This is a genomic window from Burkholderia sp. IO2 (genome assembly GCF_029522185.1).
Classification (GTDB): domain Bacteria; phylum Pseudomonadota; class Gammaproteobacteria; order Burkholderiales; family Burkholderiaceae; genus Burkholderia; species Burkholderia cenocepacia.
On sequence record NZ_JAKWFH010000020.1, the window covers coordinates 76,473 to 91,165 of the forward strand.

General features: G+C 67.5%; 13 protein-coding genes. 8 read left to right on the forward strand and 5 right to left on the reverse strand.

The annotated features are described in order from the left end of the window. Positions 1–30: 30 nt before the first annotated feature. Both hemA and MMB92_RS15215 read right to left on the reverse strand, forming a co-directional pair. The gene (gene hemA, locus MMB92_RS15210; RefSeq protein WP_006482047.1) at positions 31–1,329 is read right to left on the reverse strand and encodes a glutamyl-tRNA reductase; all 1,299 of its coding nucleotides are present in this window, start codon (positions 1,327–1,329) and stop codon (positions 31–33) included. Between the two features lie 26 nt (positions 1,330–1,355). Next, a complete protein-coding gene (locus MMB92_RS15215; RefSeq protein WP_006494404.1) occupies positions 1,356–2,120 on the reverse strand; it encodes a response regulator transcription factor in 765 nt (254 codons plus the stop codon). A 171-nt stretch (positions 2,121–2,291) separates the two neighbouring features. On the opposite strand from MMB92_RS15215, the gene MMB92_RS15220 reads away from it, so the two are divergent. From MMB92_RS15220 to MMB92_RS15235, 4 genes are all read left to right on the forward strand, one after another. Beyond that, positions 2,292–2,546: a hypothetical protein gene (locus MMB92_RS15220; RefSeq protein ID WP_277562760.1), complete on the forward strand. Its 255-nt coding sequence runs from the start codon at positions 2,292–2,294 to the stop codon at positions 2,544–2,546. A gap of 18 nt (positions 2,547–2,564) precedes the next feature. Further along, the gene (locus tag MMB92_RS15225; protein ID WP_034201063.1) at positions 2,565–4,379 is read left to right on the forward strand and encodes an aminopeptidase P family protein; all 1,815 of its coding nucleotides are present in this window, start codon (positions 2,565–2,567) and stop codon (positions 4,377–4,379) included. 97 nt (positions 4,380–4,476) lie between these two features. Beyond that, the gene (locus tag MMB92_RS15230; RefSeq protein WP_006482082.1) at positions 4,477–5,028 is read left to right on the forward strand and encodes a cysteine hydrolase family protein; all 552 of its coding nucleotides are present in this window, start codon (positions 4,477–4,479) and stop codon (positions 5,026–5,028) included. Continuing rightward, the gene (locus MMB92_RS15235; RefSeq protein WP_006494401.1) at positions 5,025–5,648 is read left to right on the forward strand and encodes an HAD-IA family hydrolase; all 624 of its coding nucleotides are present in this window, start codon (positions 5,025–5,027) and stop codon (positions 5,646–5,648) included. Before MMB92_RS15230 ends, MMB92_RS15235 begins: the two co-directional genes overlap by 4 nt. A 140-nt stretch (positions 5,649–5,788) precedes the next feature. Here MMB92_RS15235 and ettA read toward each other — a convergent pair whose 3' ends face one another. The 3 genes from ettA to gcvA form a co-directional block, all read right to left on the reverse strand. Further along, complete coding sequence (ettA, locus tag MMB92_RS15240; RefSeq protein WP_006494122.1) at positions 5,789–7,456, reverse strand: energy-dependent translational throttle protein EttA; 1,668 nt, start codon at positions 7,454–7,456, stop codon at positions 5,789–5,791. A 168-nt stretch (positions 7,457–7,624) separates the two neighbouring features. Further along, positions 7,625–7,933 carry a DUF3761 domain-containing protein gene (locus MMB92_RS15245; protein ID WP_006494399.1) on the reverse strand — a complete coding sequence of 103 codons (309 nt, stop codon included), beginning with the start codon at positions 7,931–7,933 and terminating at the stop codon, positions 7,625–7,627. 104 nt (positions 7,934–8,037) lie between these two features. Next, positions 8,038–8,955, reverse strand: a complete 918-nt coding sequence (gene gcvA / locus MMB92_RS15250; RefSeq protein ID WP_060214736.1) for a transcriptional regulator GcvA — start codon at positions 8,953–8,955, stop codon at positions 8,038–8,040. Positions 8,956–9,148: 193 nt separating this feature from the next. Here gcvA and MMB92_RS15255 point away from each other — a divergent pair, with 193 nt between their 5' ends. The 4 genes from MMB92_RS15255 to MMB92_RS15270 all read left to right on the forward strand — a co-directional run bounded on the left by MMB92_RS15255 (position 9,149) and on the right by MMB92_RS15270 (position 14,079). Next, complete coding sequence (locus tag MMB92_RS15255; RefSeq protein ID WP_060263503.1) at positions 9,149–10,417, forward strand: MFS transporter; 1,269 nt, start codon at positions 9,149–9,151, stop codon at positions 10,415–10,417. An 81-nt stretch (positions 10,418–10,498) separates the two neighbouring features. Beyond that, complete coding sequence (locus tag MMB92_RS15260) at positions 10,499–10,846, forward strand: MmcQ/YjbR family DNA-binding protein (protein ID WP_058901217.1); 348 nt, start codon at positions 10,499–10,501, stop codon at positions 10,844–10,846. Positions 10,847–11,222: 376 nt separating this feature from the next. After that, a complete protein-coding gene (gene gabP, locus MMB92_RS15265; RefSeq protein ID WP_058901218.1) occupies positions 11,223–12,614 on the forward strand; it encodes a GABA permease in 1,392 nt (463 codons plus the stop codon). A 253-nt stretch (positions 12,615–12,867) separates the two neighbouring features. Further along, entirely contained in the window at positions 12,868–14,079 is a 1,212-nt protein-coding gene (locus tag MMB92_RS15270) for an MBL fold metallo-hydrolase (protein WP_034201060.1), read from the forward strand. The last annotated feature ends 614 nt before the right edge of the window (positions 14,080–14,693 follow it).

Here is a 14,693-nt window from a genome sequence, read left to right on the forward strand (position 1 = left end):
CGCGGCCGGCGGCAGGGCGACCGGCCGGCGCTAGTGGCCGGACTGGTCGTTCGAGCGCGGCGCGTGCTGGTAGAAGCCGCGCATCAGGTCGATCAGCGAATCGCGATCGGCGCCGTTGACGCGGTTGAGCGCGCTCGTCGGGCCGTGGATCAGCTTGTTGGTCAGCGCCTGCGACAGGGCTTCGAGCACGGCGGCCGGATCGTCACCGCGTGCGAGCAGCTTCTGTGCCTTCTCGACTTCGGCGCGGCGCAGCGCGTCGGCCTGCGTATGCATGTGACGGATCACCGGCACGACGCTGCGCGTGTCGAGCCATTGCATGAAATTCTGCACGCGGGTTTCGATGATCGCTTCGGCCTGCGCGACCGCGGCCTGACGCGACGCGTTGCCTTCGCGCACGATCGCGCCGAGATCGTCGACGGTGTACAGGAACACGTCCTTCAGCTTGCCGACTTCGGGCTCGATGTCGCGCGGCACCGCGAGGTCGACCATGAAGATCGGCCGGTGGCGACGCGCCTTCACCGCACGCTCGACCGCGCCGAGGCCGATGATCGGCAGCGTCGACGCGGTGCACGACACGATGATGTCGAATTCGTGCATGCGGGTGGGCAGGTCGGCCAGCGGCATCGCGCGGCCGTTGAAGCGTTCGGCGAGCCGCTGGCCGCGTTCGGCCGTGCGGTTCGCGACGACGAGTTCGCGCGGGCCTTGCGCGGCGAAGTGCGTCGCGCACAGCTCGATCATTTCGCCCGCGCCGATGAACAGCACGCGCTGATCCGACACCTTTTCGAAGATGCGCTGCGCGAGGCGCACCGCGGCCGCGGCCATCGACACCGACTGCGTGCCGATTTCGGTCGTGCCGCGCACTTCCTTCGCCACCGCGAACGTGCGCTGGAACAGCTGGTTCAGATAGGTGCCGAGCGCGCCGGCTTCCGTCGCGGTGCGAACGGCATCCTTCATCTGGCCCAGAATCTGGGTTTCGCCGAGCACCATCGAATCGAGGCCGGAGGCGACGCGGAACGCGTGCCGGACCGCTTCCGACTGCGGCAGCGCGTAGACGTGCGGCGCGAGTTCGTCGACCGGAATCCGGTGATACTCCGACAGCCAGCGGAGCGCGCCTTCGCGGGCCGCGCGATCGTCGGTCGCGCAATACAGTTCAGTGCGGTTGCAGGTCGAGAGGATCGCCGCTTCGGGCGTATTGGGCGCCTGCGGGCCGAGAAACACGTTCTTGAACGTGACGAGAGCCGGTTTGATTTGCTCGAGCGGAAACGCCACGCGTTCGCGCAGGGCGACAGGCGCAGTGTGGTGATTGATTCCGATCGTGAGGAGTTGCATATCGAGGGCTATCGTTTAGCCCCATATTATAGCGTTTCAGCGATTTCCTCACTCGCCGCATACCGGGCATCAGCGTGGCGGGGGCGCGAATTTGGGGGCTCGATCGGTACGCGGTCAAGCTGGTAGCCGAAGCCGTAGAGCGGCAGCAGCCGGTAGCCGCGCTCCGGAAGCAGCTGCAATTTGCTGCGCAGCCGCGACGCGTGGGTATCGAGCGTGCGCGACTTCATGTCGCGGCGGCGCGCCCATACCGTTTCGAGGATATGGGCGCGCGACACGGGCCGCGACAGGTTCGTGAACAGCAACTGCGCGAAACGGAACTCCTTCGGCGTGAGTGAAACGATTGCGTCGCCGAAACGCACGAGGCAGTGTGTGGCGTCGAACGCGTATTCGCCGTACATTTCGCGCGAGCGGGTGGGCGGCCGGCGAACGCCGGCGCGCCGGCTCAGCGCGTTGACGCGCGCGAGCAGCTCGGGCCCGCTCACGGGGCGCACGAGGCAATCGTCGGCGCCCGCGTGCAGGCACGAGACGATTTCGCTTTCGCGTGCCGACTGCATCACGGCGATGGCCGGCAATCCCGGCAGGACCGCCTGCGCGCGCGGAATGACTTCCTGCGCCGGCTGATCGCCGGCCCAGTGGCCGGTGACCAGCATGTCGCAGGTGTTGTCGGCGGCGAGCCACTCGAAGAAAGCGGCGCTGGATGGAAAAGCATGGCACACGTGACCGCCGGCAAAGAGCAGGCGGTTCAGGAGTGCGGTGTGACGCGACTCCGGATCGATCAGCGCGATTCGCATGAGAATTTCTTCAATACGGCAGCCGGTGTGCGCTTGCCATAACGTCGAGTCGGCCCCTACACTCGAATGTTCGCGGCGCCCGGCTGGTCTCGGGTTCGATGGATGAATCGATGCTAGCCGCTGGCAACGTTCACGCCTATGGGACGAATCTGAATTTATAGAAGGCGTCGAATGAACTGGTTTGGAATCCTTGTCCTGGGAGCGGCCGTCGGGTTGTTCGGCCGCTGGCTGCATCCGATGCGGCGCACGGGCCGGCCGGCGTGGTGGGTCGCGGTGCTCGTCGGCATCGTGGGCGCGGCCGCCGCCCGCATGGTCGGCAATCTCTCGGGACTGTTTTACGATGGCGAGACGCTCGAATGGCCGGTCTGCACCGGCGTCGCGTTCCTCGCCGTAGCCGTGACGGTCGCGCTGTCGGCCCGTCGCTGAATGCTCTCAGGTGAAATCATGAATGCCCGTCTCCCCGAAGTCTCGCCGGTGCCGGCCCGTCTCGCGCTATTGCGCGACGCCATGGTCCGCGAGAACCTGGCCGCCTATCTCGTGCCGTCCGCCGATCCCCACCTGTCCGAATACCTGCCCGAACGCTGGCAGGCGCGCCGCTGGCTGTCCGGCTTCACGGGCTCGGTCGGCACGCTGGTGGTCACCGCGGACTTCGCGGGGTTGTGGGTCGACAGCCGCTACTGGGTGCAGGCCGACGCCGAACTGGCGGGCACGGGCGTGCAACTGATGAAGATGACGGGCGGGCAGCAGAGCGCGCCGCACGTCGACTGGCTCGCGCAGAACGTGGCGGCGGGCGCGACGGTCGGGGTCGACGGCGCCGTGCTCGGCGTCGCGGCCGCGCGCGGGCTGACGGCCGCGTTGAGTGCGCGCGGCATCGCGCTGCGTACCGACGTCGACCTGCTCGATGCGATCTGGCCCGAGCGGCCGGGGCTGCCCGGCGATGCGGTGTTCGAGCACGTGGCGCCGCAGGCCGACACGACGCGCGCGAGCAAGCTGGCCGACGTCCGCCGCGCGATGCACGCGCAAGGCGCGCAGTGGCATTTCGTGTCGACGCTCGACGATCTCGCGTGGCTGTTCAACCTGCGCGGCGCCGACGTCAATTTCAATCCGGTATTCGTTGCGCACGCAATGATCGGCACCGATCGCGCGACGCTGTTCGTCGCCGACGGCAAGGTACCGCCGGCGCTGGCCGCGTCGCTCGCGCAGGATGGCGTCGACGTCCGCGCCTACGACGCCGCGCGTGCGTCGCTCGCGGCGCTGCCGGACGGCGCGACGCTGCTGATCGACCCGCGCCGCGTGACGTTCGGCACGCTCGAGGCCGTGCCGGCCGGCGTGAAGCTCGTCGAGGCCGTGAATCCGTCGACGTTCGCGAAGTCGCGCAAGACGACCGCCGAGATCGAGCACGTGCGCGTGACGATGGAGCATGACGGCGCCGCGCTCGCCGAATTCTTCGCGTGGTTCGAACAGGCCGTCAATCGCGAAACGATCACCGAGCTGACGATCGAGGAGAAGCTCACGGCCGCGCGCGCGCGGCGCCCCGGCTATGTGTCGGCGAGCTTCGCGACGATCGCCGGCTTCAACGCGAACGGCGCGATGCCGCACTACCACGCGACGCGCGAGTCGCACGCGACGATCGCCGGCGACGGCCTGCTGCTGATCGATTCGGGCGGCCAGTACGTGACGGGCACGACCGACATCACGCGCGTCGTGCCGGTCGGCACCGTCAGCGACCTGCAGCGGCGCGATTTCACGATCGTGCTGAAGTCGATGATGGCGTTGTCGCGCGCCCGCTTCCCGCGCGGCATCCGCTCGCCGATGCTCGACGCGATCGCGCGTGCGCCGATGTGGGCGGCCGGGCTCGACTACGGCCACGGCACCGGGCATGGCGTCGGTTACTTCCTGAACGTGCACGAAGGCCCGCAGGTGATCTCGCACTACGCGCCGGCCGAGCCGTACACGGCGATGGAAGAGGGGATGATCACGTCGATCGAGCCGGGTGTGTACCGTCCGGGCCAGTGGGGCATCCGGATCGAGAACCTGGTCGTGAACCGCGCGGCCGGGCAGACGGAATTCGGCGATTTCCTCGCGTTCGAGACACTGACGCTGTGCCCGATCGACACGCGCTGCGTGCTGATCGAGATGCTGCACGACGAAGAGCGCGCGTGGCTGAACACGTATCACGCGACGGTGCGCGAGCGCGTCGGCCGGCATGTGAGCGGCGACGCGAAGGCGTGGCTCGACGCGCGCACGCAGCCGATCTGACGCAACGCGCGGCAGGGCCGGATAGCGGCTGATCGCGATCGGACAGCGATCGGATAGCGATCGAACGACGGCCGGACAATAACAGCGAGGGCAGGCAATGGCGGACACTGCGGTGATCGTGGTCGACATGCAGCGCGGGCTGGTGGAGCGGGCGCGGCCCGCGTACCGGCTCGACGACGTGGTGTCGGGCATCAACCGGTTGACGGCGGCGGCGCGCGCGGCGAACGCGCCGGTGTGCTTCGTGCAGCACGACGGCGACGCGGACGACGACGTCGTGCCCGGCACGCCGGGCTGGGAACTGCATGCGGGGCTGGTCGTCGGTCGCGACGACTGGCGCGTGCGCAAGCAGGCGAGCGACGCGTTTCACGACACGCCGCTCGCGGCGCAGCTCGATCGCCACGGCATCCGCTCGGTGCTGATCTGCGGCTATGCGACCGAGTTCTGCGTCGATTCGGCCGCACGCCGCGCCGCGTTGCTCGGCTACCGGACGACCGTCGTGTCCGACCTGCACACGACGAACGAGCGCGTCCACCTGTCGGCGGCGCAGATCGTCGCGCACCATCACTTCATCTGGAACAACAATTCGCTGTCGGGCAACGCGGTGACGCCGCGTCCGCTCGCGGACGTGCTTGCTACGGAGTTCGCATGACGATCAAGGCAGTGGTGTTCGATTTCGGCGGCGTGCTGATCGACTGGAGCCCCGAGTACCTTTACCGTGAACTGATTCCCGACGACGCCGAGCGCCGCTGGTTCCTCACGCACGTGTGCGCGATGGACTGGGTGGTCCGTCAGGACGGCGGGCAGACGATCGAGGAAGGCACGGCCGAACTCGTCGCGAAGTTTCCCGAGCACGAAGCGCTGATCCGCGCGTTCTATGCGCGCTGGCACGAGATGATCGGCGGCGTGCTCGAAGAAGGCGCGGCCCTCGTCGACCGGCTGGACGCGCAGGGAATGCCGCTGTTCGGGCTGACGAACTGGTCCGCGCAGACGTTTCCGTATGCATGGGACAACTTCCCGGTGCTGCGCCGGTTCAAGGACATCGTCGTGTCGGGCCGCGTGAAGCTCGTGAAACCCGATCCGGCGATCTACCGCGAGATGCACGCGCGGATCGAGCCGCACCTGCCCGGCATCGCGTCGCACGAACTCGTGTTCATCGATGACAACGCGAAGAACGCGGCGGCCGCCACGGCGCTCGGCTGGCACGGCATTCATCACACGAGCGCGGCGGCGACCGAGGCGCGGCTGCGCGAGTTGGGCGCGCTGGTGTAAGCGGCGGGACGAGCGCCAGGCGAAAAAAAGCGGGCCATGGGCCCGCTTTTTCGTTGTGCCGTTCCGGATGCGGCTTCCTTCGATCACCTTCGGCGTCCAGCCCCGCGTGAGCGCGGCGCCGGATGCCCGGGCCGCACCGGTCAGCGGCTGATCGGCTTGTAGCGCAGACGCTTCGGCTTCGCGGCTTCCTCGCCGAGGCGCGCGCGCTTGTCGGCTTCGTACTCCTGGTAGTTGCCGTCGAAGAACGTGACCTGCGAATCGCCTTCGAACGCGAGGATGTGCGTCGCGATCCGGTCGAGGAACCAGCGATCGTGCGAGATCACCATCACCGAGCCCGCGAATTCGAGCAGCGCGTCTTCCAGCGCGCGCAGCGTTTCGACGTCGAGGTCGTTCGACGGTTCGTCGAGCAGCAGCACGTTGCCGCCCGAGATCAGCGTCTTCGCGAGGTGCAGGCGGCCGCGTTCGCCGCCGGACAGGTTGCCGACGATCTTCTGTTGGTCGCCGCCCTTGAAGTTGAAGCGGCCGATGTATGCACGCGACGGCGTTTCGTACTTGCCGACCGTCAGCACGTCGGCACCGCCCGAGATTTCCTCGAACACCGTCTTCGAACCGTCGAGCGCGTCGCGGCTCTGGTCGACGTACGCGAGCTTCACCGTCGGGCCCATCACGACTTCGCCCGAATCCGGCTGTTCCTTGCCGGTCAGCATCTTGAACAGCGTCGACTTGCCGGCGCCGTTCGGGCCGATGATGCCGACGATCGCGCCGGCCGGGATCTTGAAGCTCAGGTTGTCGATCAGCAGGCGATCGCCGAACGACTTGCTGACGTTCTTGAACTCGATCACTTCGTTACCGAGGCGTTCGCCGGCCGGAATGAAGATTTCCTGCGTTTCGTTGCGCTTCTGGTATTCCTGGCTGCTCAGCTCCTCGAAGCGCGCGATACGCGCCTTCGACTTCGCCTGACGCCCCTTCGGGTTCTGGCGCACCCACTCCAGTTCCTTCTTGATCGCCTTCTGGCGTGCCGATTCCGACGCTTCTTCCTGCTTCAGGCGCTCTTCCTTCTGGTCGAGCCAGCTGCTGTAGTTGCCCTTCCACGGAATGCCGTGGCCGCGGTCGAGTTCGAGAATCCACTCGGCCGCGTTGTCGAGGAAGTAGCGATCGTGCGTGACGGCGACCACGGTGCCCGGGAACCGCACCAGGAACTGCTCGAGCCAGTCGACCGATTCGGCGTCGAGGTGGTTGGTCGGTTCGTCGAGCAGCAGCATGTCGGGCTTCTCGAGCAGCAGCTTGCACAGCGCGACGCGGCGCTTCTCACCGCCCGACAGGTGCTCGATCTTTGCGTCCCACGGCGGCAGGCGCAGCGCGTCGGCGGCCACTTCGAGCTGCTGCTCGGGGCTGCCGCCGTCGCTCGACGCGAGGATCGCTTCGTATTTCGCCTGTTCGGCCGCGAGCGCGTCGAAGTCGGCGTCCGGTTCGGCGTAGGCCGCGTAGATTTCTTCCAGCTTCTTGTTCGCCTGGAACAGGTCGCCGAGGCCTTCCTCGACGGCTTCGCGCACAGTCTTCGTCGGGTCGAGCTGCGGCTCCTGCGGCAGGTAGCCGATGTTCAGGTTCGGCATCGGCGTGGCTTCGCCCTCGATGTCCTTGTCGACGCCCGCCATGATGCGGATCAGCGTCGACTTGCCCGAGCCGTTCAGGCCGAGCACGCCGATCTTCGCGCCGGGAAAGAACGACAGCGAGATGTCCTTCAGGATCTGGCGCTTGGGCGGCACGATCTTGCCGACCCGGTTCATCGTGAAAACGTATTGGGCCATTTCGGTGTGAAAGTCAGAAGTGGTTGAGACGGCCGCGCAGCGCGCGGGCTGGCGGCGTCGGGTGATTCGGTACGGAGCGTGCCGCGCGGGGCGAGGCGGTGCGAGCGCGTATTGTACTTCGCCGCCGGCTGCCGCTGGCACCGCGCAGGCCATTCGGCCGACCCGCGCTCACAGCCACGCGGCGACGCCGCCATGCCCGGAGCAGGTGCCGCGCCGGTGGCGGCTGAAGCTGTACGTGCCGTCTCGGCAGCGCGCGCTCGCGCCGTCCGGCACGCGGCCCGATTTCGAATGCGCGGGCGCATGCACGGTTTCGCCGTCGCGGTTGCGATAGGTGTCGTGACGGTCGAGATCGGCTTCGTTGCCGTAGCCGGGCGACGCGCGATAGGCGTGCGCGGCAGGCGGCAACGCGGTGCACGCGACGAAAAGCGCGGCGGACAGGGTCGCGACGTGGGTCGCGCGGCGAAGCAGGGCACGCATGGTCTCTCTCGTTCTGTTCGTTGTTATCGATGTCGGGCCGATGGCCCGCGCCGCATGTTAGCGGATCGGCGCCGGGGCGCCGCGCGACGCTACGCCGCGCGACGCTACGCCGCGCCGGCCATCGACGCCGCGCCGTCGGTCTGCGCGGCATCGAGAATCCAGCGGCGGAACGCGGCAACCTTCGGCCGTTCCGCGTGATGCGGCGGATAGACGAGGTAGTACGCGAAATCGTCGAGCCATGCGACGTCGGCAAGCTGCACGAGCCGGCCGCTCGCCAGTTCGCCGCGCACCATCGCCGCCGGCAGCAGCCCGGCGCCCTGGCCGGCGACGATCGCCTGCAGCAGCAGGCCCGAGTCGTCGAACGCGGGGCCGCGCGGCGGGCCGAAATCGTCGATTCGCTGCGCGCCGAACCAGATGTGCCAGCCCTTGCGTTCGGCGTCGTGCAGTTGCGGCCAGCCGACGAGCTCGGCCGGCGTCGCCGGCATGCCGAGCCGCGCGACGAGGTCGGGCGACGCGAGCGCGACGATTTCCACCGTCAGCAGCCGTTCGCTGCAGAGCCCGATGTAGCGCCCGAGGCCGTGACGGATCGCGACGTCGACGCCGTCGCGCGCGAAATCCGCGAGCGCGTGGCTCGTGACGACCTGCAGGTCGACGTCCGGGCAAGCCTGCCGGAACTGCGCGAGGCGCGGGACGAGCCACGCGGATGCGAAGAACGGCGTCACGCTCACGGTCAGCACGCCGCTGTCGGCGGCGCCCGACACGCGCTGCGACGCGTCGGCGATCTGCCGGAACGCGTTGCGCACGGGCGGCAGGTAGTCGCGGCCGGCGGCCGTCAGCAGGATGCCGCGGTTCACGCGCTCGAACAGCTGCACGCCGAGATGCGTCTCGAGCGTGCGGATCATCTGGCTCACCGCACCGGGCGTGACCGACAGCTCCTCGGCCGCCGACTTCACCGACAGGTGGCGGGCGGCGGCTTCGAAGGCGCGCAACGCATTGAGCGGCGGCAGGCGCGAACGGTTCATTCAGTTTTTCTAAAGCGAAAGGTCGACGAAATATCGTTTGAGACGACGCGTACGCGCGAGTACCGTTGACGCATCGGATCGCCCGTTTCACGGCTGCCCGCCGGCGGCCGATGCGATCAACATAGTTCAACTATATCCACGAGGCAATCCGGACGCCGCCCGGCAGCCGGTGGAACCCGAAAGGAGCATCGTCATGAACCGCCCGGGCGCATCGCGCCTTTTCTACGGCTGGTACGTGGTGGCGGCTGCGTTCGCCGTCACGTTCGTCGGATTCGGCAGCGCGTACACGTTCAGCGCGTTCGTCGAGTCGCTGCAGCGGGATTTCGCCGCGTCGCGTGGCCAGATCTCGCTCGTGTTCTCGCTCGCCGGCTTCCTCTACTTCGGCTTCGGCATCGTCAGCGGGCCGCTGGCCGATCGTTTCGGCTCGCGGCGCCTCGCCGTGGTCGGGATGTTGCTGACCGGCGCGGGGCTCGCGGCCGCCGGCGCGGCGCGCACGCTGCTGCAGGTCTACGTCGCGTACGGGCTCGGGGTCGGGTTCGGCGTCGGCTGCGCGTACGTGCCGGCCGTCGGCGCGGTGCAGCGCTGGTTCGTGCGTCGGCGCGGGTTCGCGTCGGGGCTCGCGGTCGCGGGGATCGGCGTCGGCACGCTGGTGATGCCGCCGCTCGCCTCCGCGCTGATCGCGCAGGTTGGCTGGCGCGGCGCGTATTTCACGCTGGCCGCGATCGCGCTCGTGCTGGGGGCCGGCATGTCGCTGCTGATCGAGAACGACCCGCGCGGGCGCGGATTGCTGCCGGACGGCGAGGTCGCCCGTGACGGCGGCGGCCGGCATGCCGGTGCTTCCCCGGCCGCCGCGAACGCGCCAGCCGGCGCGGCGGTGCGCGAAGCCGTCACGTCGCGGCCGTTCGCGAGCCTCTACGCGGCCTGCCTCGTCTGCTCGTTCGGCGTGTTCGTCCCGTTCGTTCACCTCGTGCCGTACGCGCTCGATCATGGCGTCGCGCCGTCGACGGCCGTGCTGCTGCTCGGCGCGATCGGCGTCGGCAGCACGGCCGGCCGCTTCTTCCTCGGCGGCCTCGCCGACCGCTTCGGCCGCCGTGCGTCGCTGCTCGCGATGTTCGCGGGCATGGCCGTCGCGCTGGTCGCGTGGGCGGGCGCCGGCACCGTTGCGACGCTCGCTGCGTTCGCGCTCGTGTTCGGCGTGTTCTACGGCGGCTGGGTCGCCGTGCTGCCGGCGGTCGTGATGGACTATTTCGGCGGGCGCAACGTGAGCGCGATCATCGGCATCCTGTACACGAGCGTCGCGTTCGGCACGCTGGTCGGGCCGGCCGCCGCCGGCTTCATCTACGATGCGGGCGGCGGCTATCTCATGCCGATCCTCGCGAGCGCCGCCGCGAATGCGATCGCGTTCGCGATCGTCGCGACCACCGGGCGTGCGCCGGCCGCCGCCCGCGCGGCCGGCGGATAGCGCCGCGAGGCTGGGTGCGTCGCGCGATTTCCGGTAGGGTGGCCGGATCGTCAACCATCGACGCATGGTCGGGGAGGCATCGTGACATTCGACGAAGTCCGGCAGATCGCACTGGCGTGGCGCGGCGTCGAGGAAGGCAGGTCGTACGGCACGCCCGCTCTCAAGGTGAAGGGCAAGCTGCTCGCGCGGCTGCGCGAGGACGGCGACACGCTCGTCGTGAAGGGCGTCGGCCCCGACGAGCGCGCGTGGCTGATCGAATCGGCGCCCGACGTGTATTACGTGACCGATCACTATGTCGGCTGGCCGATCGTGCTGGTGCGCCTGTCGGCTGCGCATCCGGACGCCGTGAAAAACCTGCTTCTGCGAGAATGGCACGCAATCGTGCCGGCGCAGTGGCGGAACGAAGCCGCCGCCCGCGACGCGAACTGAACGGCGCGCCCGGCGCGCGAGGCGCGGCCGAACCGGAGCAAGCGTTGCATCGGTTCGCATCGATGCAACGAGTGGTTCCATCGAAATGCTTCAATTGGTTCTTAGTGAAGAACCGTTTGATGCTTACACTCCTTCGCTTCGAAGGCGGCTGACGACAGCCGACGGAACGGGCGTACGCGATGCGCCGGCGCCCGGTGCGCCGCATCGCACCCGCAGCTTCGCAGACTGCGCGGACGGCCCGGCCGGAACGGCCCCATCCGGCCCATGCCCGCGTGCGACGCACGCGCGGTCGCAGCCGGATTCAAGAACGACAACTCCCCGCGCCGCCTTCACGCGACACCCGGTCGTATCGGAACCGTTTTTTGGAGAGAGACAGATGAGTGGAAGCAACACAGGCCTCGGCACCGGCCTGAAGCAGCGTCACGTGACGATGATGTCGATTGCCGGCGTCATCGGCGCGGGCTTGTTCGTCGGCTCCGGCCACGCGATCGCGGAAGCCGGGCCGGCATCGATACTCGCGTATGCGATCGCGGGCGTGCTGGTCGTGCTGGTGATGCGCATGCTCGGCGAAATGGCCGTCGCGCATCCGGACAGCGGGTCGTTCTCGACCTATGCCGATCGCGCGATCGGCCACTGGGCCGGCTTCACGATCGGCTGGCTGTACTGGTGGTTCTGGGTGCTGGTGATCCCGATCGAGGCGACCGCCGCCGCGACCATTCTCAATGCGTGGTTCCCGGGCATCGCGACGTGGATCTTCGCGCTCGGCATCACGCTGCTGCTCACCATCACCAATCTCTTTTCCGTCAAGAACTACGGCGAATTCGAATTCTGGTTCGCGCTGATCAAGGTCGTCGCGATCGTCGTGTTCCTGTGCATCGGCGGTGCGGCGATCGTCGGCATCATTCCTGCGCCGACCGTGTCGGGCGTGTCGAACCTGTTCGTGCACGACGGCTTCATGCCGCACGGCGCGAGCGCGGTGCTCGCGGCGATGCTCACGACGATGTTCTCGTTCCTCGGCACCGAGATCGTGACGATCGCGGCCGCCGAATCGGACAACCCGCAACGCCAGATCGTGCGCGCGACGAACTCGGTCATCTGGCGTATCACGCTGTTCTATCTCGGCTCGATCCTCGTCGTCGCGGCCATCGTGCCGTGGAACGACCCGCTGCTGCCGAAGCATGGCTCGTATCAGCGCGCGATGGAGCTGATCGGCATCCCGAACGCGAAGGCGATCATCGACGTGATCGTGCTCGTGTCGGTCGCGAGCTGCCTGAATTCGGCGCTGTACACCGCGTCGCGGATGCTGTTCTCGCTGTCCCGGCGCAAGGACGCGCCGGCCTTCCTGCATCGCACCGATTCGACCGGCACGCCGCGCGCGGCCGTGCTCGCGTCGACCGCGTTCGGTTTCCTGACCGTGATCGCGAACTACCTGATGCCGGAGCAGGTGTTCGGCTTCCTGCTCGCGACGTCGGGCGCGATCGCGTTGCTCGTGTATCTCGTGATCGCGATCTCGCAACTGCGGATGCGCAAGACGCTCGAAGCGGGCGGCGCCGACCTGACGCTGCGGATGTGGTTGTTCCCGTGGCTCACGTGGGCCGTGATCCTGTTCATCTGCGGCACGCTGACCGTGATGTTCGTCAGCGAGGAGCACCGGATGGAAGTCGGCGCGACGGCCGTGCTCGCGTTGATCGTGCTGTTCGCGTCGTGGCTGAACAAGCGTGGGCGCGATGCGCAGGCGAACGCCGGGCGGCGGGTGTCGGCGACGTGAGCGCGCGAGCGGCCGGATCCGATAGCACCTGAGTGATACGGCCCGGAAGTATCGTGGCCCGACCGGCGTGTGCCGGCCGGGCTTTTTTTGTTCATCAAGGATTACCGGGTAACGGCCCGGCCGGCGTCCGCTCGGACGGCCGCGTCGCGGTCGATTCATTCCTGTTGGGAGATAAATCATCGACAAGCGGGATATTTGTTACCGAGGCAGTTTCATTTATTCTACGGGCTCACCACCAATCAAGAGTCCGACCATGTCGATCCGTCATCTGTTTTCTTCCGCACTTGCGGCGACTGCGCTGCTCGGCGCCGCATCCGCAAGCATCGCTGCCCCGCTGACCGTCGATGTCTACAATCCGGGCGCGCATGCGATCTTCCCGGTTTCGTCCGAAATCGTTTCGGGCAAGACCGAGGCGATCCTGATCGACGCCCAGTTCCAGCGCAACGACGCTCAGGCGCTGGTGAGCCGGATCAAGGCGAGCGGCAAGACGCTCAAGGCCGTCTACGTGAGCCACAGCGACCCCGACTATTACTTCGGGCTGGAAACCATTCACGCGGCGTTCCCGGATGCGAAGATCGTCGCGACGCCGCAGACCGTCGCCGCGATCGAGGCCAGCAAGGACGGCAAGCTCGCCTACTGGGGCCCGATCCTGAAGGACAACGCGCCGGCTTCGGTGATCGTGCCGCAGCCGCTCGACGGCAATACGCTGCGCGTCGACGGCGAGCCGTTGCGCATCGTCGGGCTCGACGGCCCGACGCCCGATCGCACGTTCGTGTGGATTCCTTCCGCGCGGACCGTGGTCGGTGGCATCCCGGTCGCCGCGAACATTCATGTCTGGATGGCCGACACGCAGACGCCGCTGTCGCACGCGAACTGGCTGGCAACGCTCGACCGGATCGATGCGCTGAAGCCGGCGCGCGTCGTGCCCGGCCACTTCCTGCCGAACCGCGACGGCAGCCAGCCGTTCACCACGGGCGTCGCGTTCACGCGGAATTACGTGAAGGCGTTCGACCAGGAAGCGGCGCGCGCGAAGGATTCGACGACGCTGATCGCGGCGATGGAGGCGCGCTACCCGGATCTCGGCGAGAAGCCGTCGCTCGAGCTGAGCGCGAAAGTTGCCAAGGGCGAGATGCAGTGGCCCGCGCCGGCGCCGTTCCCCGCGGCGGGCAAGACGGTGCGCGTGCAGTTCGGCGCTACCGCGTTCGACCTGAACTTCAAGGACGACAGGACGATGTCGTTCGTCGGCACGGCCGGCCAATTCAAGGGCGTGACGGATACGGTGCAGTACACGGCGCGCGAGGTCCGTCCGCAGGTGTACATGGTGTACTGGCATGAGCCGTCCACCGGCTCGAACGTCGTGCACGTCGAGGATTTCGAACGCGGTGCGGTGGATACGAACATCGCGATGAAGGATGGACAGTTCCTGCATCTGTCCGGGACGCTGAAGGTCGTCGGTCGGGAATGAGTCGGTCTTCCGCCGTCGAAAAGAAAAAGCCCGCATTCAGCGGGCTTTTTTACGCTCGATGCGACAGCAACGCTCAGACGTTAAACGGAAAGTTTGATGAATTTCCCCGCAATTTTCTGGTGTTTTTCGAGATGCGGAACGTTTGTATACGGTTTTGTATACGGTTTATTGTGTGTGGCTGCCATGTTGGGGCTTGGCGTGGCCGGCAGTGTGGCCTGTCAGCTGCCAAACGGCTAGGGCGGGGTTGTAAGGGCCCTGCCGGGCGGTTTGGGGGGGGCTAGGGGGCATGCAAGGGGCCTATCAGGCTGGCTTGGTGGTGGCACTATTGCCCGGCTAAGGCGCAACCTAAATAAAATGGGGTCGATCATGTGGCGGGCTGGTGCAAGGGGGGGCACGGCGCAGCGGTAGCTTAGGTGCTTTGCTAGGCTAACGCGGTTGGGTTCTGGTTGCCCCTACCAAGGGGTGACAGGGGCGGCGGGCCCGCAGAGGTATCTATCTAGAAGAAGTGGAGGGGCGACAATCGTCTGTGCCCCTCCGTTGTTAAGCACTTGGTGTCCAGCACCAACTGCTTCCCGGGTTAGTCGAAGAGACTCAACTGACCGGGATGTGACCGC